We start from the raw sequence: 22828 nt of genomic DNA on the forward strand, positions 1-22828 counted from the left end.
ACGGGAGCCGTCCCCCGTTCGCTCGCGGTTGCTCAGGAAACTCCTGTGAAGTCGTCGTTGGTCAGATGGTGCTTTCCTGAAACCGCCAGTTCAAAGTCGGCGTTCCCATCTGCATCGGTGTGACCACGAATGACCGTAAAGTCCTCCCCGTCACGAACTTCGTGCGTAATCGCAATACCCCCGGTCGCAGTCAGCGAAGCTGGACTGTTGATTGCGAAGGTCTGCTTACCCGCAACACCTGTGTTGGCATCGACCGCTGAGAAGTCGATCTTGTCGCCAGGCTGGAAGCCATAGATGCTGTCGCCATTGGCTGCACTCGTCGTTGTGAAGCGGAAGGTGTCGTTGCCAAGACCACCATCCATCACGTTCGCAGCATTCGAAGCTGTGATCACGTCGTGACCAGAGCCACCCACGAAGTTCTCGAAGCCGTAGAACGTATCGTTACCAGTCGTGGCGCTCACGGCCGTGCCGTGTCCCATTAGGCCTGTGCCGAGATCGGCCGTCAGGTTGGATGTTGCAACGGAGTAGTCGAGCGTGTCTTTGCCTGCATCGCCCCAATACCGGTCATTTCCGTCAGAGGCTGTTGCAAGAACGATATCATCGCCATCGCCACCCCAGGCCTGGTCGTCACCGGCACCACCTTCGATGGTGTCGTTACCGGAATCTCCGAAGAGAAGATCGGCCCCGCTATTTCCGAAGAGTACATCGTGACCGGCGCCGCCATGCAACTCGTCATCGCCAATGCCACCACTTGCAACATCGTTGCCTGCAGCCGCGACAATCACGTCGTCGCCGTCTTCGCCCCTCAGGATGTCAGAACCAGCATCCCCAGACAGTACGTCTGAGCCGCCACCTGCAAGTATTGTGTCATCGCCTGCTTGCCCAGCGAGTACTTCGCCCGCAGCGGTACCGATCAGGGCGAGGGCTGCGATCGGGATAGAGACAACAGGGCCATCGTCATCGTCGTCTTCATGCGAGCAGGTGTCATCGTCGTCCTCGCCGCTGCCACTCTCGTCGTCGTCGCCATCATCATCATCATCGTTGTCTTCTTCGCCGTCGTCCTCTTCTTCATTGTCGTTATCGCCGCCGCTGTCGCTGCCGCCATCATCATCGTCGTCATCATTGTTGTCGTCGTCGTTTTCCTCCTCGTTGTCTTCAACGCTTGGCGAGAAAATATCCTCGTCAAGATTGGTCAGGCCCGTGTTTCGAGCGATGATGTCGGCGAACTCCTGGCCGTCGATGAAGTTTTCATAGAAGTCGAAATCGTCGAACCGGTCCGTGTAATAGAAGCGGTCGGCTTCCTGCAGACGATCGAACTGCTCCTGGAGGACGACCCAGAATGTTTGTCCGACCATGCCGCCGTTGATGTGTTTTTCAGCAAGACCTCCGACCCAGAGATCAACACGATCAATACCTTTGACAATGCCGGTTCCATTGGCTTGCATTGCAATCTCGATATCGGGATTGATCGCCCGGAAAGCTTCGAGTTCGCCGGCTTCCAGAACGAGGTCCGGATAGGCCTGCCGGAACTGCGCCATGACGGCATCTGATAGGCCGTTGCGGCTCTGGAAATCGTCCCAGGAGGCGTAAGCCGTCATTGCCCCTGCATACCCCAGCGCTTCAGCAACATAGGGGTCAGTGGATGCTGCAAGGTCCATGCGAACCTGGTTGAGCGTTCCAAGTCCGACGTCCCAACCTCTGGCAACGTTGAAGGCAAACAGGTCCGCATTGATACGGACGAGGTCGTTTCTCACAGCGTCGACAATGTTGAAATCGACCGCCTCAGCAGGTTGTGTTGCAATGCCTCCGAGGATCGCGCTGACACCAAGCTGCTCATACCCTTCCTGCGGCACATATCCGTATTGGGCAAGTGTGCTGAGTGGCAGCTTGAAGGCAGATGGATCGTTCGTCGGGTTCAGGAAGGCATCGAACAATGCAACCTGAGTTGGGTTTCCATCTGCGTCCAGCACCGTCATGGTTTGGCCGATCAGCGAGTGGCCGACCCGGTAGACAGCGGCGGCGAATTCGTGACTGATCGCAGCCGTCGCATTCGGATTGTACTCCGAAAAACCATGATCGCCATCGCCCCTGATCCCGCCGATCAGCTTGTCTGCAAATTCAGTAAAGACGACACGCTGGTATTCGGCTTCATTGATCATCTTGGCGGCCTGAAACAGTTCCTCGGCGGTGCCATCGAAACCGGCTGCCTCGAGACCTTCCACATGAAAATTGTGGTTTCGGGCCCAGATGGTGTGCATTGAGGTGAGAGCAATGTTCTCGTTTGCCCGGCCATCGCCTGCCACGTAGTGATCGAGCAGGCTGATGTATGGGTTGGTGTCGAGAAGCAATGCGTGTGTGCTGCCCATGAAGTCCGAGGCAAGCCCAGCAACCATGGCTTCATTGACCACGCCTGCCGTAACGAGACCCGGGAAATAGGAGCGGAAGCTAGCCTGACCGCCTGCGAGTGTAGGTGAGTGGAAAACCGTATCGTTTTCCCAGTGATGCAGGATAAGATCACGCAATGTTGGCATCAGCTTGAAGTTGGGGTTGGATGGATCCGCACCGCCCTGAAGCAGGTGTGATCCAAGGCCACCCGATCCATCGCCCTCGCGCAGGAACTGCCCGACGAGATCATTGGAACCGTAAGCCTGGTTCTGATCGACGAACGGCGATGTCTTGTTTATGTGTTGTGGAACGCCATCGTCATAATAGGCGACGGTTGCGCGTGTCAGGTCAGCCGGATTTCCAGAGCCTGGGGCACCGTTGCCAGGCGCGCCGATCTGGATCGTGCCATTTCCACCTTTGCCGAGAAAATCCAGGCCGTGGTCGAAGTATTGCCCGAAAGCCATGAAGAAGATGTTGGCATCGGCTTTTGGCAGGTTTGCTTCCTGTGCACCCAGAATGTTGCTAATGTTACGCGGATCCAGCCCGGCAAAGATCGGATTGATCGCGGAGTTTCCGAAGGCATCCGGTTCCCCGTAGTGCGAATGGGTGATGCGAATGAAAGGCGTATCCACCGCACCTGCGTCCGGATTTGCGGCATTGTTGCCATGACCGGAAAGGGTGCGCACCCCTGTTGGAACTGGATCATCGCCATCGTTGGGCGAGAGGCCGTTTACGAGAGCTTTGAGACCAGCCAGGTCACTTGGCGTGTATTCGAAGATGCCGGAAATGTCGTCTCCATCCTCGCTTGGGGTGGCTTCCTGGAATTGGGGTACGACGGTGCCGGTAAAAGTGATCGAATGGGTTCCATTTGAGAAGGATTTCGTACCGTCGCCATTGTCAACAAGGGTGTAGCTGGAAAGCTGCTGTCCCGGCGCCAGTTCGATCACGTCCTGGGGACGCAGGGTCCCCACGATTGTATCGTCACCGCCATTGCTGCGGAAGAGAATCCGATGCGCTGACATCAACCCGGAGATATTAACAGTCTCGTCGTCTGCTTCGCCGTTGATGGTGATCGTGTTGAAGCTGAGATTGGTCGGAGAAAAGTCGCCGATTGCCAGGACTGTGTCGTTTCCCGCCCCGGTGTTGATGACGATTTCCTCGATGTCAGTCAATTCTGCAATAATCGCGCCATTGGTGGTGCCATTGCGCGTAATGACGATTTCCGTTGCCGTGGCGATCCCTGTCATTCCTGCGCTGACTGCTGCCGCGCGGGTATAGACACGATAGGTCTCGGCAAGTGCGGAGCCGTTGACAACGAAAGAGTCTCCGTCGGGGCCCTCAGCGCCGCCGCTCACGCTGTCCCGACCATCGGGTAACAGCCCCAGGAGGCTCGCGCTCCAGTTAATAACGTCGTCACCGCCCAAGGCGTTGATCGTGTCGTTCCCGCGGTTTCCGGTAATGATATCCGCTCCTGCGGTACCAGTGATGACGGTGCCGACGTTGCTGGCGCTAATGACGTCGCCGACCACTTCGGTAGCCGAAGAAACGACTTGCTCAGCAGAGCCGAACCCATCGGTGAAGCTGACGACCACGCGAACGTGTTGACCAACCTGCGGCTGCTGGGGAGTAAAGTTTGCCGAGTTCGCCCCGACATTTGCCCAGGTCGTGCCGTTGGTCGATGCCTGCCACTGGAAACTGAATGTTCCAAGGCCGTTTTCATCAGCAATTCCGGAGGTATCCGCAGTCAATGTCTGTGTCTCGGTGGGCGACGTGTCGCTAATCACCGGCACACCTGTTGCCGCCCGGTTTACGAGAGCCACCTCGATACCGTCCGAAAACCGTGCCGCCTCTATATTTCGCAAGGTGTCGACACCATCCGAGACGAGATTACGCTCGGTCAAAGGATCAACGACGTTGCTAACGGTGTTATGGGTAACCGTGAAACTGCCATCCGCGTTTCTGGCGATCGTGTAATTTGCACGAACATCGTTGAATTCTGCAGTATCGGTACCTGCAAGCGGCGCCGTCGATGAGACAATCTCTCTGACGATATGCAACTGGCTTGGCACGATCGTACGGGAAATCATCAACTCAAAGAGCGACTTTCCCGCCCATGCCGGATTTTCATCTTCGGTGAAGACATGTTTTAGGCTGTCTACCGTCGCAATCTGATTGCTTTCCGAGTTATCGGCGCCAGCAGGCGTGATGCGGATACGAACATTAAGCCACGCATCGCCATTAAGGAAGTCGTCGCCACCGTTGCCACGCAGAGTGTCACTTCCTGCTCCACCAAGGAGAATGTTACCACGGTCGAAAGCAGTAACCGCCTCCAGATTGCCGCTGGCTGGAGCCGCCGCAATCAGGTTGCCAAGAAGTTCACGCAGGCCTTCAATTCGATCAACGCCTGCCTGCGTCAAACCATCCTTGAAGAAGATACCCTCCGTTGTGGCAACCGTATCACCAGGCGCCAGGTCGCCAAAGACCCGGTCGTCGCCAAGCAGTGTATCGTTGTAATTCCAGCCGGAAAGTGCTTCCGTTTTGTCGAACCGGTTGCGAAGGATGTCTTCCTGTTCCGTGGTGAAAATCGGTATACGCATGTCAGCGTAGGCGTCCATTTCCACGCCCTTGAAGATTGCCCAGTCGAAGCCGAACATACCTTCATTGCGCATAACGCTTTCGCCCTGGACCATAATGTCGTCGCCGGACTCCGCGTCAAAATCGTGTTCTTCATTCCCGGCAAACATGACATCGTGACCGACGATAGACGAATTGAAGAACAGCTCGGAGTTGTCTCCGGCCGTCGTGTCGAAGCCGCCGCCCGCCTCCATCCAGTCGTCCCCTTCATTGCCCATGAGAAGATCGACGCCGTCACCGCCAAGAATAAAGTCGTCGCCGTCACCACCGAAAACTTCCGTGTCGTCCACGCCGACAAAGACTACGTCCTTACCGGTTCCGCCCATGACGATATCCATGCCGTTCGAATTGGCGATCACGTCATCGCCTTCATCGCCCTTCATGAAGTCGCCGGTATCGCCCGAGTCAGTGATGATATCGTTGCCTGCTCCGCCGTTTACGAGATCGACGCCGGCGCCGCTCTCGATCCGGTCGTCGCCGGCATCACCCCAGATACCATCGTCACCAAAATCGGTAATGATGGTATCGTTACCTATCGTGCCGCCGACCACGATATGTTCACCACCAGTGAAGCGAAGATAATGTCCCGTGGCGCCGCTTTGATCCGCGCTGGTGTCAGCGACACTTTCGTCAACATCCACGGTAGTCAAATCATCACGCTGGACCTTGCCGAGACCGAGAGCGGCCATGATCGGATCGTCCCCAACAGGGTCTTCGCCGACCTGATGCGCCTTGTTGATCTCGAGAACGAAATCGTAATCGGCAAAGACGTCAACACCGAGGTGACGGGCGATAATGTCATCTGCCGTACCTCTGATCCCGTCAGCGCCCGGCTGTGCAATATCCGTATTCGCCATGATCATCTTGGCGAACGAGTTTTGCTCCAGCATGTTGAGGAAGTTCTGGCCCTGTGTGCGGGTCAGATAGTAGAACCGGTCACCATCCTGCAGATTTTCGAGCTGCATTTCGAAGATGGCGTTGAAAGTCGAGCCCAGCATGCCGCCAAATGGCATCTTCTTTTCCGCAAGGCCGCCGATCCAGAGATCGATGAGGTTGAGGCCAGTTTCCACGCCAGCCCACGATCCTGTGCTGGTCAGATAGGCAACGCGATCAAGTGGGGCGTCAGTGCCGCCCATAACGAGCGCTGTTGCGGCCGCGCGCTTGCCGGCCAATGTGGTTTCGCCCGTGATTGTTCCATGCGTGCCATAGGCTGCAATGAAGTTGATAACCGACGCGGAGTTTTTCAGATTGGCGGCAAAATCAACCCAATTGTCATAGGGCTTCAGGAATGTGGAGCCGCTTGCCGCATACAGTTGTGCACGGGCGTCGTTGAGTGAAGGCACGCCCGTATCGCGACCGCGGGCAATGTTGATTGCGCCAAGATCCAGCGGCAGACCAAGCAGATTGTTGCGCAGAGAGCTGACGATGAATTCGTCGATTTCATTGCCATGCTCAACGACCATGCCTCGCACGATCGCGCCGGCGGCCTGATCGGCACTGATCGTGTTGTTGAGATCAAATGCCACAGGATTGAGGAAAGCCTCAATGAGATCGAGCTCAGGTTCAGTTGCTGCCGTTTCCGTACCATCGGCATTCAGGAAAACACGTGGCATACCGTCGGTCAGCATGGAGTGTCCGAAGCGATAAACCGTATGGGCAAATTCAGCGAAGATTGACGGATTAACGTCAGTGACCGAGTTGAAAACAAACACATCGATCGCGGGCTGAATCTTGCGTGCGAATTCTTCGAACACAAGGTGCTGGTACTGCATCTCGGTCGCGAACCGGGCTGCCTGGAACATGCGCTCGCCGTCCCAGTTCAGGCCTTGCGCATAAGCGAGCTGATCAATCGCTGGAAGATTTTCGAAGCCGGCCGGGAGGCTGCTGATATCTGTTGCCAGCCACTCGTTGATGAAAGCGACGTTACCGCTTTGCAGGATCGTCAGCTTCTGGGAATCGACCTGACGATTGTGCTCGGAATGGAAGATGTGATGGACAGCAGTGAGGCCGATATTCTCGTTACCGCGCCCGTCACCCGTGATGAAATGCCGTTCGAGCAACTCATTGTCATAAACACCGGCCGCGAGGGGTCCGCTATTGACAACACCGTCGGCGTCCGCAGTTTTTAGCGCTCCAGTCTGGCTGTTGAAAGGGTTGGCATTGTGAGCGATGTCATCCAGGAAGGCATGGCCCGTACGCAGCGCCAGCGACGTGAACGTGTTGACGGGTGTTGAGGGCGTGCCGGAGACAACAGCGTCGTCAGCCGTGTTTGGAATGCCATCGGCGCCGATACCCGTAACAACCTGCGCGTAACCTGTCACCGGATGGGGGATGAAATTACCGTATTGATCGGTGCGGATCAGAGGCAGGTTGACGACATCAGCATCGCTTAACTGAATGCCCAGAAATTGCAGGGCGTTGGCCTTGATATCTGCCCATGTTGGAAGCCCGCCATGTGTTCCCGCAGGTGAACCGGCTGGAGGAGGGCCGTCCAGCAAACGGCCCGTTGCAACGGTAACGCCGCCTATCGTTGCGTATTCACGCAGGAAAACCTGATGCGACGGATGGGAGGTATAGGTCTGGTTCTGATCAACGAACGGAGTTGTGGTGTTGCGGGCCTCGTGATGTGTGTCATCAGTCGTTCCCATCACACCGTCTGCACCGGGGCCATCGACGGGATCTGCGCGGGTGATCACCATGAAGCGTAGGCTGGGAGGCAGGTCGTCTGCGGTCCCAGGAAGTCCGTCAGCTCCAAGCACCAGGGGATCATCGGCCTGAAGCGGAATGAACACCGAGCCGTTGTTGCCTTTGCTGATGAGATCCAGGCCATGGTCGAAGAATTGACCAAAGAACGTCATCCACGCATTGAACGGTGCCGACAGGCCTTCGTCAGGTGCAATGTTCGGGATCGAAGCAAGGTCGGCATTGGTAAGATACACACCGTTTGTGCCGAGCGGTTCTCCGGGCGCAACGGGAACCATGCCAGGATTGGCCTCTTCCCATGCCGCAACTGCCAGAGGATTGTTGAACCAGGCTGACACAGCAGCCGGATTGTTGATGCTCATATCGGAAATCAGGTTTGAGATGATGCGTGGATCCGCGTCCGCAACGTTGCCTGTGTGGCCGCCATTTGCTCCAGATGGTGCGCCGACAACGCTATAGTCGGTGTTGGTTACGACGGCTGGGCCCCCAAGCGACATCGTGTCGCCATCGGCATCGTTGCGGAAATTCGGATCAAGTGCACGTGGCATTGCCTGATCGGCAGCGCCCCATAGTTCACGGCCCGGGACAATATTGTTGTAAGTTCCATCAACGGTACGAAGGCCGACCGGCACATGGGGGTCGGGAATGGCGCGAGGCGTTGCTGCGTTTCCAAGATAGACCCCGGTGACAGCGTCATACTGTGTCCGGTCGGAAATCACCGTTCCATCAGGGTTGAGCCGAATTTCAGTAAGCGGCACACCGGACGCGTGGACTTCTGCGACTTTGATCTGATGAAGAACAAATGCCAGGTCAGCCTGGTTGAGTGTGAAAGCAGCCATTTTCCCCTCCAAAAGCGCCAGAGCGCTAAAACGCCGTTACATTGATGGAGGCTTTGAAAGGTTCTGATTGGGCGCAGCACAATCAACATATCTTCCCCTTACCAGAAGAAGGTCCCCTTCGCCCTCATGATCACAGGTTGCAGGAAACGCTTGCTTTGTGACACTTCACATGGTCCAGTTCTTTCATGCCCCTTCGTCGGACGAGACATCGGACTTTAGTCTGAGAAGTTCAGCCCTTGGTGGGGTCAAATTGCGACGATAGCGAGTTGCGTACTCTGACTTGGGAAAATCGCCGAATGTTCGGCGGAGTTAATTAAAAATCAGATTTTCGAGAACACATTGGTGAAAACCGCCTGCGAGTTCACATATGAGATCTTCGCCACCGAACGAGACCGATCCTGTCAAGAGTTCGTCTTCTGAATCGCCAGTGAAATGGAATCTTTCCTGGCGATCTCTACTTGAAAGATTTCGAGCCTTACACCTCTCAACACAATTCATGATCCTCATGTCTCCGATCATAATTGTCTTGATGTCATGTCTAACGCTGTGGGCTTCAGATCGCGTTGAACGGGCAATGCTCGCAGGGGCGGGCGGAGTAGGAGCACTTTATCTTGAGACCTTCGTGTCGCCTCTCATCGAGGAAGTGGACATCAGCAATGATGTGATCAATCCCGTCCTTGCCTCACGTCTTGAGACGCTCCTCGGCACGGGACCTCTTGGTCAGCATGTTCGCACGATCAAGCTCTGGAAGGCAGACGGCAGCATATTCTATTCGACGAACAACCAGAAAATCGATCGTCCGCGGGTTTTCGACGAGTTGAAGGCCGCTTTATCGGGTGAAATCGTCGTATCCCGTACAGAGGTCGACAAGCACGCGTATACGGGCGATGAAAAACAAAATTTCCTGATCGAAGTCTATGCGCCGCTACTGCGCGACAAGAACGGCAAGATCATTCTTGTCGGAGAGTTTTATGAAGAGCCGAACTATCTCATCGGCGAGCTCCGTTCGGCTCAGCGTGGGACGTTCCTGATCGTCGCGGCTATCACTCTTCCAATGCTGGGACTTCTGTATCTTATTGCTCTAACGGCAAGTCGGCTGATCGTCCGGCAAAAGCGTGCGATTGAAGCAAATCTTCTCGACGCTCTGGATTTATGGGAGCAGAACGACAAGCTAAGAAAAGCGGCAGATTATGCGCGCCTTGAGGCCGGTAAGCTGAACGAGAAAATACTCGATCAGATTGGCAATGATCTGCACGATGGTCCGGTTCAGGTTTTAACACTCATCAATCTCCGCTTGAGCGACATGCTCGCAGAGCAGCGAACGAGCGGAAAACTCGTCGACAATGAACTGGAAAAGCTTCTCAAGTTTGTTTCCAGCGTACTGGTAGACCTCAGAAAAATTTCTGCAGGTCTGGCTTTGCCAGAGCTTGATGAGCTCAGCTTAAGCGAGACCATAAAGTTAGCTGTCGCGAGATATCGGGATCTTACGGCTTTCCCTGTTGAAATGGATGGTCTGATACCGAAGGAAGTTTACAAGCCCCATCTCAACGTATGCGTCTATCGCTTTATTCAAGAAGGGCTCATGAATGCATTCCGACACGCTTCGAGCAATAAGCAGAAAGTTCGCTACCGGATCCACGATAACAAGTTGATCGTCGTCGTGGCGGATCTCGGCGAACGTGTCGTCCACACAGATCAAAAAGCAGCAGCCCGTGTGAAACTTGGGATTACGAGCCAGAGGCGGCGCGTGAGATCGTTTGGCGGTAAAATGCGCGTCTTCAGACGTCTGGCCGGCACGATTGTCGTCGCGGTTCTGCCAATCAATCAATTGTCGAGCACGAATACAAGCGAATAACCACTTGGCTTCGCTTGCTTATTTCAGTTGAAAAGATCGCTCGGCGTATTGATTTTCTGGGCAGCTAGTACGGCTTCAACTCTGTTGCGCACATCAAGCTTTTGCATAAGGATTGTCATGTAATGTTTGACCGTCTTCTCGCTGATGTCGAGGCTGCGCGCAATTTCGCGATTTGTCTGCCCTCTCATCAAATGCCTGACTATCTGCTCCTCTCGGGCACTGAGACGCTTGTTTTGCATCGCTTTTTGCCGCGCTTCCGCAGCTTTCATTGACATGATGACCTTCGTCGCAAAGCCAGGCGTCATGTATTTTTCGCCTTTGTGAGCGGCGATTATTGCTTCGTGAAGGTCCGTTGAACTACTTCCCTTGAGAACATATCCGGATACGCCGACATTGAGAGCCTTCACTGCGGTTTCGATACTAGAGGTAGCAGTGAAGATAACGACTTTGGTATCAGGCATCGTCTGAATTATAACCTCAATTGCCGCCATCGAGTCGCCTGGCATGCTGAGATCTATGACGATAACGTCTGGAGAAAGCTGCTCTGTGAGCTTAATGGCATCTACAGCGTTGTGGCCTTCACCAACAATCTTGAGGTCATTTTTGCCCGAATAGAGACTTACGAGCCCTTCGAGAAGTATAGGGTGATCGTCGACAAATGCTACTGATACACGCGTGCTCACAGGCAATGACATTTATCAACCCTCACGTTTATTCAGGCTGTAAACGTATCACAATAGAATCACTCTAAACAACTTGCTATAAATGAATACGTCCCGGAAAAACTTTGGGCCTAAAGTATTATCAGGATTAACCCTTTCGAATTACGATGTTGATTGTCACTGAGAACTTACCCGCCTATCAGGTAGGTTTCGGGTCTGCGGTCGTGATCAAGTTCCTCGTTTTCTCCCTTGTCATTTTAGTGTCGTGCGCTGAGCTGTTCTTGAAGCGGAAGCTGAGGTTCGTCGTAATGATGACGCTGGTTCACCCGTAGAGCTTGCTCAGCAGATGCAACAGAATCGCACCGCCTGACGCGCTGACGGCAAGTATGATTCTGCTATCAAATGGTCAAATATTTCAAGTCTCAGTGGTTGCCGGGGCAGGATTTCATCTTAACTTGCGGTCTTCGCCTACGCCTAATGCAACGTTTGAGTTAATCGCCGCCGCGCATTGTATCGGGCTTTTTCGGGCTGCAGCGTGAAGGGTTGCCGCATGCCCACGCCGTGAAGGTGCCGACCATGATGGCGCAGCTTCGGCGCGACTTCCTCATTCATGCGGAGAAGGATGGTCAGGAGATTTTCGATGCGCTCGGCGCGGCGGAAAAGGAACTGCTGTGGATCGAGGAATCCAACCAGCGTTTCTATGCCTAAAACCACTTCGGCCAGCACCCGGAGCGCCTGATCGGCTGGTTCGATCGCCATATGGGGGCAGCATCGAAAACACCCGGTGAAGCCGGGCGCGTGGCGGGGGTCTAGCGTGTCAAAGCGGCCGCCACTCAGTAGCGGCCGCTCGGCTGCAGAACAGCTCAGCTTAGCTAACACCAGGCTGACCGGCTTCGGTCATGCAATTTTGCGTGCCGACACAACGGGAAGCACTTTTGGCCTATAGGCTCACCGGATTATTTTTTCCGCCAGTTGCTCCACATAAGCCTGACGTCCCAGTCCCTGATATTCCGCGAAATGCATGTTTACGTCTTCACCGGCAACGTATCGCAGTTGTTTTTTGCCGTCTGTCGCTGCCTCGTACACCACATCGGCAATCATTTCCGGAGTGGAGAAATAGCTTTGGAAATCGAACTGCGCCATCGACCGCTCAAAGCCGCCCTTATACTCCTCGCCGACGGACCAGATCGCGTTCTCCCCAAACTGCGATTTGATGATACCCGGCGCGACGGTCTTTATTCCGATGTTGAACAGACCGAGTTCCTGGAACATCCCCTCTGCCCAGCCTTCGATGGCAAATTTCGAGGCATTGCAGATCGTGTTGAATGGAACCGCCATCAACCCCGCCATCGAGGTTGTCGCGATGAACATCCCCTGCTTCCGCGCCTTGAAATGGGGAATGAACGCCTTGGTCACGCGGATCGTGCCCAGCATGTTCGTATCGAACAGCCGCACGATTTCCGCATCGGAAAGATTTTCGAGCGGGCCGCCCAGACCATAGCCTGCATTGTTGAAGACAACATCCACCGGTCCCGGTTCCAGTGCGCTGGCAACCGCTTTTTCGATCTGTGCCGGGTCGGTAACATCCAGCGGCAGCACGGTGACGTTTTCCAGCTTTGCCAGATCGGCACCTTTGGCCACATCTCGCATCGTTGCGATGACTTCCCACCCTCGCGACTGAAACAGGGTCGCAGTCGCTTTTCCCAAGCCCGTGGACGCGCCGGTAATAAATATTGTCTTCATCTTGTTCTTTTCGCTCCATCACTTCATCAGATGGCCGCCGCAATTGAACGCTTAAGCTGTGCATTCGTCTCGGCGACGGTCTGCCATGCAAAGCGGCAGCCACTTGCGTGACGGCCGCCAGCTATGATCAGAGGTTTTCTTTGTAGAACGGGACCAGCTTCGCGAGTGCCTGCGCTACCGGCTCCGGCTTGTCATAGAGGTCGTAATGCGACCAGCCTTCGACGACGACCAGTTCCTTCTTCTTCGAAGCGGCCCGCTCGATGATCTCGCAGCCGTCACGATAGGCGCCGAAGGCGCCGACCTGATCGCCGACGACGACGCAGAGCGGCTGCGTCAGCAGCACTTCGGCGAGATGGAAGGCATCCCAGCCGACTGCCGCGGCCTGATGCGAAGGCACGGAGCGGTTAAGCCCGTTCGGCTTCTGGCCACGCGGCGTGCGGTAGTATTCGGTTGCCTCGAAGGGGTCGCGGTCGGTGACGCCGAGGCGCTTGGCCTCTTCCGGCGACGGCGGCAGCAGGTCATCGACCTTGACCGTCTCGCCGCGGGCTTCCGCCGTGCGCTGCTTCGCCATCGCCTCCAGCGCGGCAATCGGGTTGAGAGCGGTGAAGTTGCCGCGCATCAGGCGGCCATAGTTTGCGCCGGTGACGGTGCCGACCGCCTTGATGCGGCGTTCCGTCATCGCGGCGTTGATCGCGTAACCGCCGCCGCCGCAGATGCCGAGCACGCCGATGCGGTCTTCATCAACGTAAGGAAGCGTCACCAGATAGTCGGCGACACGGCGGAAATCCTCAACCGCCTGGGTCGGATCTTCGATGGAGCGCGGCTCGCCGCCGCTGGCGCCCTGGAAGCTGCGGTCGAAGGCGATGACGACGAAACCTTCCTTTGCCAGCGCCTCGCCATAGACGTTGCCCGAGGTCTGGTCCTTGCAGCTTCCGATCGGATGCGCGCTGATGATGGCCGGATATGTCTTCGACTTGTCGAAGTTCGGCGGGAAATGGATATCGGCGGCGATATCCCAGTACATGTCGCGATTGCGGAATTTCACGGTTTCCATGATCGATCTCCTTGGGTTCGGGATTGAGGGGCATTGTCACCGGCCCGCAAGCGGGTCGGTCTCACTCACATGAAGGCAGGCTTGTCGCCATCGCTGCCCGGCTTGTTGATGCCGATATTGCGGTTGCCGAGCGCGCCGGGCGCTTCGATCAGCTCGACAACCACGGCAGCAACGCTTTTGCGCGCGATTTCCGTGCCCTTGAAGGGCTCGTTGCGTTCGGTGGTCTCGAAGTCGATCTCATCGGCGTCGGTCAGCCAGGCCGGGCGCAGCACGGCATAGTCCAGACCCGACGTTTCGATGTGGTCGGCGGCCTTGCGATACGGCGGGAAATATTCGCCGATCTCGCGATTGTTCCATTCGCCGAACTTGCCGGGCACTTCGTCATAGATGCCGAGCGTCGTGCAGAAGATCAGCTTGCGAACGCCGGTGTCCTTCATGGCGGCGATGATGGCTTCGGCCTGCGCGTCGACGTCACCGGCGAGGTTGGCATAGACGACGTCCTGACCGGCCAGGGCGCCCTTCAGCTTCGCCGCGTCGTGAACATCGCCCTCGATGACACGGGCATTGGCGGGAACGTCGCGGCCCAGCTTCTTCGCATCGCGCAGGAACAGGGTCATGTCGGCATCGCCGCGCCCCGCCAGCATATCGACCACATGCCGCGCTATCTGGCCGCTTGCGCCGAGGATCAGGATTTTGGTCATGTCGTTCTCCGTGCGGTTTATTGCATGAAGGTAACATAAGCCTGTAGACGACCGAAAAAAATGGGGGCATCCTTCAATGAGTTTGAAGCAATAGTTCACAATGAGCGCGCATGGACCGCAATCTCCTTCCCGCCATCGCCGCCTTCGCGGAAGTCGCCCGCGAGGGAAGCTATACTCGTGCCGCCGGCCGGATTGGCATCTCTCCATCGGGCCTGTCACAAACGATCAGAACCCTCGAGCAGCAATTGGGCGTCCGCCTTCTCAACCGGTCGACACGCTCGGTATCGCTGACCGATGACGGCAGGAAGCTGCTGTCCCAGGTCGAGCCGGGGCTTGCGATGATCTCGCATGCGGTGGTCGCGGTCGGCGAGGCGCGTGAGAAGCCGAGTGGTGAAATCCGGCTGAACGCTCCGCGTGTCGTCACGCATCATTTCATCGAGCCGCACCTGGGAGAGTTCGCCCGCCGATATCCTGAAGTACATGTCGAACTGTTCATCGATGATGGTCTGGGAGATATTGTCCGGGAAGGCTGCGATGCGGGCATCCGTCTGCGCGAAAGCGTGACGGACACGATGGTTGCCGTACCGATCACGCCACCTGTTTCTCTAGCTGTCGTCGCTTCACCGGCCTACTTCGCGGCCAATCCGGCCCCGAAGCTGCTCGAGGATCTGGCAAGCCATAATTGCGTCGGCTTTCGTCAGTCGAGCAGCGGGGCCGTTTTCCGCTGGGAGCTGACGGACCCTCGCTCAGGCGAGGAGCGGCTGTTCCAGCCTGTCGGAACATTTGCCACCAACAGCGACGATGTCATGCTGAGTGCCGCCCTCCAAGGACTCGGGCTTGTGATGCATCTGGACTTTGCAGTGCGTCAGCATCTGGCTTCGGGCGCATTGGTGCGTGTGATGGAGGATTGGTGCCCGCCTTTCGAGGGCTTCAATCTCTATGTGCCATCCCGCGACCAGATGCCGGCCAAGCTCCGGGTCTTCGTCGATTTCCTCGTGGAGAAGCGGCGGCAACTTGAGCGGTAGGCAGGTTCGCGTCAATCGGCTTTCCCGCCGAGGAGCGCATCGCCACGATCCGCGATGTTCTGAAGGACGGCAAGCGTGCTGGCGAGTGCGTCCGGGTCGAGCCCGTCGAGCAGATCCTTGCGCATGGTTTTGGTGATCCTGTCCAGCTCTTCGACAAGCCCTCTGGACGCTTCGGTCAGTTCGATCCTGTTGGCGCGGCGGTCGCCCTCCATGGGACGGCGGACGATCAAGCCCTGTTTGGCAAGGCCGTCAAGCAGGCGCACCGCCGACGGGTGTTCGATCTCGAGGTGGTTTGCGAGGTCGCGCTGGCTGACATTGAGTTGCCGGGCGAGATACTGAAGCGCTCGCGCCTTTGCCAGCGTCAGCCCTTTGGTCCGCACCCTGGCGTCGAAGACATTGCGCATTTTGCGGGCAGCGATCGACAGCGCCATGGTCAGCGCGGCTTCGGCGTTCTCTTTTTCGGTCATCATGAGCGGTCAGGCGGCGATATGTGCATGGCTATATCTAACGCGTTCTGTCCAGTCGGAAAAGGTCATGATGCTGCCTCGCCTGGCAGGATTAGGAAGTCCTGCTCAAAACAGTTTGAAGCCATCCCGCATTGTAGGTTCTTCGACGCAGGCATATTTATGTGTGTACACACCTATTCTTGAAGGACTGACGTGCCCTTCCCGATAGGCATCTGAACTTTGGCGCCCGATCAATGGCTACCGGTCGCCAATCCGGAGAGACACTATGAAAGGTATGATTTTCCGGGGAAAATGTGAGATTGCGCTTCTCGATTTTCCCGATCCCACACCCGGTCCGGGTGAGGCAGTCATTGAGATGAAGGCGTCAGGAATGTGCGGCACGGACCTTCATTACTACCGCCACGGCATGGCCGACTCCCTGGAAATGCTCGGCATGCGTGACCGCATGACGAGCGATACGATCATCGGCGGACATGAACCCTGCGGCGTGATCAGCGCGCTCGGACCGGGTATCGACGATCGTATGTTCAAGGTCGGTGACCGTGTGATGGTGTTCCATTACGAGGGATGCTGCCACTGCGATCAGTGCCGGACGGGATGGACCCAACTTTGTGATCATGGCGCGCGCATCTATGGTGTGACGGAGCACGGCGGGCACGCAGACTACATGAAAGTGCCCGTATCCTCGCTCGTACATCTGCCTGCGGAAATGTCCTTCAAGGGCGGCGCTGCCGTGGCCTGCGGGACCGGCACAGCCTATGGCGCGCTGCTTCGGCTCAAAGTCAGTGCGCGTGACACCCTCGCCGTCTACGGTCTTGGTCCCGTGGGTCTTTCCGTGGCGCAACTGGCCGCGGCCATGGGCGTGGAGGTGTTCGGCGTCGACATCAATGCCGAACGACTGGTCCGTTCGAAGCAATTCGGTGTTGCCCATGCCATCGACGGCAGCAAGACCGACCCCGTGGAGGAAATCCTGAAGTTGACCGGCGGCAAGGGCGCGACCTGCGCGGTCGACTGTGCCGGCCACGAACAGGTCCGCACCCAGGCGGTGCGCAGCACCGCCCTCTGGGGGCGCATTGCGCTGATCGCCGTCGGCGGGAATGTTACGCTCGACGTCATGAAGGATCTGATCGCCCGGCAGCGAACGCTCGTCGGCTCCTTTACCTTCTCCGAAGTTGGCATGAAGGAATGCGCTCACTTTATCGCCGACCACGGCGTCGAAGTCGACCGCATCTTCACGGACGAATGGAGGCTCAGCCAGGCCGCCGAAGCTTATTTCGACTTCAACAAGCAGGCCGGCGGCAAGGGCGTCTTCACCTTCTGAAGCCCGCCGCCGGATCCAATGGAAACCCGATGATAGCCGCCATGCGCGGCAGGAGACAATCATGACCAGAACAATCGAACTCAAGCATCCGGACAAGTTCTTTATCGGCGGCGAGTGGGTCGCCCCCTCCACTGGCGAAACCTTCGCGGTTCTCGATTGCTCGACCGAGGAAACCGTGGCCCGCGTCGCCAAGGCCAATTCGGCCGACATGCAGAAGGCGGTCGCCGCCGCCCGCGAGGCTTTCGACAACGGCCCATGGCCACGCATGACGCCGCAGGAGCGCGGCGTCTATCTGGAAAAGATCGCCGAGCGCCTTGAAGCGGCCAATGATGAATTCGCCCGTGGCTGGTCCATCGAGACGGGTATCGTCTACAAGGTGGCGCAGCCGCGCATCGGCCTCTTCATCAGCGGTGCCTTCCGGCAGTACGCAGAGATGGCGTCGACCTTCCCCTTCAGCGAGGAACACCGCTCCGTTACCGGCAACGCCGCCTACAAGGTCTATGAGCCGGTCGGCGTCGTCGCCGAGATCATTCCGTGGAACGGGCCTGCGGGCCTGATGGCCTACAAGACAGCGCCGGCCCTGCTTGCCGGCTGCACGCTCGTCATCAAGTCGTCGCCGGAAGCGCCGACCTCCGCCTATATGTTCGCCGAGATCTGCAAGGAGATCGGCCTGCCGCGCGGCGTGGTCAATGTCGTTACCGCCGACCGCGACGTTTCCGAGGAACTGGTTCGCAACCCCGATGTGGACAAGATCACGTTTACCGGCTCCACCGGCGCGGGCCGCCGGATCGCCGCCGTCGCTGCGGACCGTATCGCCCGCGTGACGCTGGAACTTGGCGGAAAATCTCCCGCCGTCGTGCTCGACGATTACGATATCGAGGAAGCGGCCAATACGCTTGGCAATTCCTATTTCGGCTACAATACCGGGCAGATCTGCCACAGCCTGACCCGCATCATCGTGCCGCGGGCGAAACACGACCAAATGGTCGAGGCGCTCTCCGAAATCGCCCGCAACATCGTCGTCGGCGATCCGTTCGATGCAGCGACGATGTCGGGACCGCTGGCCAGCGCACGCCAGCGCGAGACCGTCGAGCGTTTTGTCGCCAGGGGCATCGCCGACGGGGCGACACTGGCGGCCGGCGGCAAGCGGCCCGATCATCTGTCGCGCGGCTTCTTCTTCGAACCCACCGTGTTCGCCAATGTCGACAACAGCTCATCTATCGCGCAGGAGGAGATTTTTGGACCGGTCCTCAGCGTCATTCCCGCCGATGACGAAGCCAACGCCATTCGCATGGCCAACGATAGTCCGTTCGGCCTGAACGCCGCAGTCTTCACCAACGACCGCGACCGCGCACTGCATGTAGCCCGACAGCTTCGTTCCGGGACCGTCGGTCACAACGGTCCCCGCACTGACTTCTCCATCGGCTTCGGTGGCTTCAAGCAGTCAGGCGTCGGTCGGGAGGGCGGCATCGAGGGTCTGACTGCCTTCATGGAATCAAAGACGATCGTCATGGCCTGACGAGAGACATCCCGGCGTCGCCATTGGATCACTCACGCGACGCCGGATTTCACCATTTATTGCGAAGGTACGAGGATGACTGTTTCACCCGCCGAAAACGGCACGGCCGATCGCACGCCTGGGCAGAAGACGGTAGCGCTTTGGCTGCTCGCCCTTATCACCCTCACGGGGACGCTGGCGATGCACATTTTTGTGCCCGCCCTGCCGCTGGTCGCCGCCCATTTCGACGCGACAGCCGGTGCCACGCAGCTCACACTGAGCGCTTACATTGTCGGGCTTGCAGTCGCCCAGGTCGCCTACGGCCCGTTCTCCGACCGTTACGGGCGCCGGCCTGTGCTGATGGTCGGCATGCTTCTCTACGCAGCCGCCAGTCTCTTCGCGCTCGGATCAACCTCCATCGACATGCTAATCGTGGCGCGCTTCTTCGAGGGGCTCGGCGGCGGAGCCGGACTTGTGCTCGGGAGGGCGATCGTCCGCGACACCAATACGGGCGAGGGCGCCGCGCGCAAGCTGTCGACGATGAACCTGATGGTCGTCGCCGGTCCTGGCCTTTCGCCTGTGATCGGAAGCATGCTGGCTGCCATATCCGGCTGGCGCATCATTTTCGTGGCGCTCGGCGTGCTCGGTCTGGTGAATTTCTATCTCGTCTGGCGCCGTCTGCCTGAGACTGCAGAGCGAAAATCTCACGATGCACCGCCGCTGCTGAAAAGCTACGGAAAGCTGCTTCGTTCGCCACGTTTCATCGGCTTCGTGCTCGGGGGAAGCTTCGCGACGACCGCCATCTATGCCTTCGTGGGCGCCGCTCCCTTCATCTTCGTGCAGCAACTGCACCGTCCCGCTCATGAGGTCGGTGCCTATCTCGCCCTTAATTTCGTCGGCACCTGGATCGGGAGCCTCACCGCGAGTCGGATGATCGGTAGAGTTCCTCCGCGCATTCTCCTCATCGGCGGCAATCTGATTGGCTGCGTTGGAGCGATTGTATTTCTGGCTCTCGTGCTTGTCGATCGGCTCAGCGTTCCCGGTGTCGTTCTGCCGATGATCCTCTTCAGTTTTGGCGTCGGTATCGCGTCGCCAATGGCCCTGTCGGAAGCGCTTTCAGTCAATCCCTCGATCGCCGGGTCCGCGTCGGGCATCTACGGCTGTGTACAGATGGCGATCGGAGCGTTGTGCGCTGCGGCCGGCGGACTTGGTGGAAATCCGGCTCTCGCGGCCGGGACGACGCTGTTCGTGGCCGGCTGTCTGGCGCAGGTCGCGTTCTTCGCCGCCGGTCGGATAAGGCGTTGATTCAGGAAAATCAGCCCGAAAACGTAGACGAAACCCTGTTCTGCCCGCCGCACAGGAAGACCGAGGAAATACCCCATATTGCCGTAAAAAGGGCTGACGGCAGGACTGGACCAGAACAGAAGCTGGCGGACGCCCTCGCCCAATCGAAGGCTACGATGTCGCAATCATCGTCGCGGACGGCCTTTCGTCTAGCGCGGTTGACCTCAATGCGGTGCCTTTGATCGAGGCGCTTGTTCCGAGGCTGGCATCTCTTAACCTGGCGTCCTCGCCAATTGTCCTTGCTAATCAGGCGCGCGTCGCAATTGGTGATCCTATCGGTGAGGCATTAGGCGCAGAATTGACGATCGTGCTTGTGGGCGAACGTCCCGGGCTTTCAGCTGCCGACAGTCTCGGTGCCTACATCACTTTTGGCCCGACGTCGGGAAACCCGGATTCCAACCGCAACTGTGTCTCCAACATCAGGGATGGCGGCTTACCGACCCGCGAAGCTGCCGAAATTATTACCGCCCTTACAAGGGATATGATGAGCACCCGAGTCAGCGGTGTAGGCCTCAAGGCTGCCATCACAGCGCTTCTTGAAAACCAGAACGGTGCGGTGCCGCCTAAAGAGCTGGTGATAATTGCCGGAACTCCGTCAAGCCAGCAAAAATGAGTACCGTTGCTTTTTCACGAAACTCGTCATTTGATATGAGTCCGACGCGGATTGGGGGCGCATATGGACGGCACGCATCTGTTCGAACTCGTGATCGCGATGTTTCTTGCCATTATCGTGCTGCATTACATCGCCCATCGCATGAGCCTGCCGCCATCCGTAGCGCTTCTGGTGGGCGGAGGAACGTTGGCATTCGTCCCCGGTTTGCCCACGATCTCCGTCAATCCGGAACTGGTTCTGGTGATTTTCTTACCGCCACTGCTGCTCGATGGAGCGTGGTCGATCGCCGTGGACCGTTTGAAACGGCATGTCTTCGGCATTGCGTCCCTCGCAATCGGCGCGGTGTTGTTCACGACAGCCGTCATTACCGTTGTTGTTCACCTCCTCATGCCGTCCCTGCCGTGGGCTGCCTGCGCTGCCCTTGGGGCTATCGTCTCACCTCCTGACGCAGTTTCGGCTCGTGCCGTGCTGGAAAGGGTCAAGATACCCAGACGCCTCCAGATCCTTCTGGAAGGAGAAAGCCTCCTGAATGATGCCAGCGGGCTCGTACTCTTTCGTTTTGCCGTGGCGGCTGCGGCCGGCAGTACATTCAGCACCACCGACGCACTCGCTGCATTCGTCTTTCTGGCTGCAGGTGGCGCGGCAATCGGTGCGGTTGTCGGTTTCGCGTGGGTCAAGCTGGTCCGGCATCTAGGCGACGAATATCTGATGATTGCTGCGACGGCCATTCTATCGTGGGCCGCCTATCTTTTAGCGGAACAGATGCATGCGTCCGGCGTGATCGCTACGGTGACCGCCGGATTGATTGCATCATGGCATCAGCACACTGTGCTGTCTGCCGCGACGCGTATGCGCGGGACGTCATTCTGGAACGTTCTTGTTTTCCTCATGGAGGCAATGGTTTTCATCCTGATAGGACTGTCGCTACGGGACGTCGTTGAACGTGGCGGCGGCTTTGGCTCACTGGTTGGCTCGATGGCCCTCCCCGCGGTGACGATCCTCGTTACGCTCGTCATCGCGCGGTTCGTGTGGATATGCGCATCGGATTTCGTCATCAGGTTATTTCATGGCTTGAAACTCGCTCGCTCGAAACCCCTCGGACCAGGAGGGGTGACAGCGCTCGGTTGGGCAGGCATGCGCGGCGTCGTCACGCTGGCGCTTGCTCTCAGCCTGCCGGAAGATTTCCCGGGACGCGACTTCATTCTGGTCATGGCCTTCGCGGTGATTGTGGGAACCGTCCTCATACAAGGAACGACGCTCGGACGGATTATAGCCTGGGCTGGGCTTGGCAATATCGAACCAGAGAGCGCACCGATGACGATGAGTGAGGCCGAAGCCTCAATGGCGCAGGTCCAGTTTGCAACTGTTCAGGGGCTTGCTTACGATGGAAACGGAGAACTGATCCATCCGCAACTCCTGAAGAGATACGAACATCGACTGGCGGCAAGTGTCAAATACGCCGAAAGCACCGAGAAATATTCGCCACTTCTTCATGCCCATTTCGATGTCGTTCTTCAGGCTGTCGCCGCCGGCAGAACGGAACTTATTCGCTTGCGCCGAGAAGGAAAGATCGATGACGAAACGCTAAGAGAGCTTGAGCATGATCTCGATCTTGAAGAGCTCAGCGCAATTTCTGCGAAGGCGTGACTGAGGGGCGACTCCTGCGTCCCTCTCCAGCGAAACTTACTACTTCCGGCCCGTTTACGACTTCCCCGAATTATCGCCTATCGCTCTTACGGGTGACCCAGAAGGTGTCGACCGCGTTTACATCGTCCCTAATATTTCACTTGAAATATATTTTATAAAATGCTGATAAATATGAAAAAACATCGTAATTATAACCGAAATATCGATATCGCCTCCCGTTCGATCCTGATGCAGCAGCATTACAGCGTATTCTCAAGATGTGACTTTGATCTTCTGTTGACCCCGTTGGTCGACCCAGCAACCTCATGCCATGATCCTAACCGAACAGCTTCATTGC

The 22828-nt window shown here is 57.4% G+C and carries 14 protein-coding genes; 8 read left to right on the plus strand and 6 right to left on the minus strand.

Going from position 1 to position 22828, the window contains the following annotated elements:
- Positions 1-32: 32 nt before the first annotated feature.
- Positions 33-8561 (minus strand): peroxidase family protein, encoded by an 8529-nt coding sequence (locus QD336_RS14370; RefSeq protein WP_499171116.1) that lies wholly within the window; start codon positions 8559-8561, stop codon positions 33-35.
- Between the two features lie 622 nt (positions 8562-9183).
- On the opposite strand from QD336_RS14370, the gene QD336_RS14375 reads away from it, so the two are divergent.
- Complete coding sequence (locus QD336_RS14375; protein ID WP_499171117.1) at positions 9184-10416, plus strand: sensor histidine kinase; 1233 nt, start codon at positions 9184-9186, stop codon at positions 10414-10416.
- Between the two features lie 23 nt (positions 10417-10439).
- Here QD336_RS14375 and QD336_RS14380 read toward each other — a convergent pair whose 3' ends face one another.
- Entirely contained in the window at positions 10440-11111 is a 672-nt protein-coding gene (locus tag QD336_RS14380; RefSeq protein ID WP_499171118.1) for a response regulator, read from the minus strand.
- A gap of 543 nt (positions 11112-11654) precedes the next feature.
- Between QD336_RS14380 and QD336_RS14385 the strand changes: the two genes are divergently transcribed.
- Positions 11655-11786, plus strand: a complete 132-nt coding sequence (locus QD336_RS14385) for a hypothetical protein (RefSeq protein WP_499171119.1) — start codon at positions 11655-11657, stop codon at positions 11784-11786.
- 240 nt (positions 11787-12026) lie between these two features.
- Here the strand turns inward: QD336_RS14385 and QD336_RS14390 are convergent, their stop codons facing one another.
- The 3 genes from QD336_RS14390 to QD336_RS14400 form a co-directional block, all read right to left on the minus strand.
- Entirely contained in the window at positions 12027-12821 is a 795-nt protein-coding gene (locus tag QD336_RS14390; protein WP_499171120.1) for an SDR family oxidoreductase, read from the minus strand.
- A gap of 127 nt (positions 12822-12948) precedes the next feature.
- Complete coding sequence (locus QD336_RS14395; protein WP_499171121.1) at positions 12949-13875, minus strand: alpha/beta hydrolase; 927 nt, start codon at positions 13873-13875, stop codon at positions 12949-12951.
- 65 nt (positions 13876-13940) lie between these two features.
- Positions 13941-14576 (minus strand): SDR family oxidoreductase, encoded by a 636-nt coding sequence (locus QD336_RS14400; RefSeq protein ID WP_499171122.1) that lies wholly within the window; start codon positions 14574-14576, stop codon positions 13941-13943.
- 110 nt (positions 14577-14686) lie between these two features.
- Between QD336_RS14400 and QD336_RS14405 the strand changes: the two genes are divergently transcribed.
- Positions 14687-15601 (plus strand): LysR family transcriptional regulator, encoded by a 915-nt coding sequence (locus tag QD336_RS14405; protein WP_499171123.1) that lies wholly within the window; start codon positions 14687-14689, stop codon positions 15599-15601.
- Between the two features lie 11 nt (positions 15602-15612).
- Here QD336_RS14405 and QD336_RS14410 read toward each other — a convergent pair whose 3' ends face one another.
- Positions 15613-16071, minus strand: a complete 459-nt coding sequence (locus QD336_RS14410; protein WP_499171124.1) for a MarR family winged helix-turn-helix transcriptional regulator — start codon at positions 16069-16071, stop codon at positions 15613-15615.
- Between the two features lie 262 nt (positions 16072-16333).
- Between QD336_RS14410 and QD336_RS14415 the strand changes: the two genes are divergently transcribed.
- From QD336_RS14415 to QD336_RS14435, 5 genes are all read left to right on the plus strand, one after another.
- On the plus strand, positions 16334-17389 hold the full coding sequence (locus tag QD336_RS14415) for a zinc-dependent alcohol dehydrogenase family protein (RefSeq protein WP_499171125.1): 1056 nt from the start codon (positions 16334-16336) through the stop codon (positions 17387-17389).
- A 61-nt stretch (positions 17390-17450) separates the two neighbouring features.
- On the plus strand, positions 17451-18908 hold the full coding sequence (locus tag QD336_RS14420) for an aldehyde dehydrogenase (RefSeq protein ID WP_499171126.1): 1458 nt from the start codon (positions 17451-17453) through the stop codon (positions 18906-18908).
- Positions 18909-18983: 75 nt separating this feature from the next.
- Positions 18984-20192, plus strand: a complete 1209-nt coding sequence (locus QD336_RS14425) for a multidrug effflux MFS transporter (protein ID WP_499171127.1) — start codon at positions 18984-18986, stop codon at positions 20190-20192.
- A gap of 142 nt (positions 20193-20334) precedes the next feature.
- The gene (locus tag QD336_RS14430; protein WP_499171246.1) at positions 20335-20844 is read left to right on the plus strand and encodes an ethanolamine ammonia-lyase light chain EutC; all 510 of its coding nucleotides are present in this window, start codon (positions 20335-20337) and stop codon (positions 20842-20844) included.
- A gap of 63 nt (positions 20845-20907) precedes the next feature.
- Positions 20908-22491 (plus strand): Na+/H+ antiporter, encoded by a 1584-nt coding sequence (locus QD336_RS14435; RefSeq protein WP_499171128.1) that lies wholly within the window; start codon positions 20908-20910, stop codon positions 22489-22491.
- Positions 22492-22828: the final 337 nt, after the last annotated feature.

The organism is Rhizobium sp. BR 250, assembly GCF_047445855.1.
GTDB classification, from domain to species: Bacteria; Pseudomonadota; Alphaproteobacteria; order Rhizobiales; family Rhizobiaceae; genus Agrobacterium; species Agrobacterium tumefaciens_I.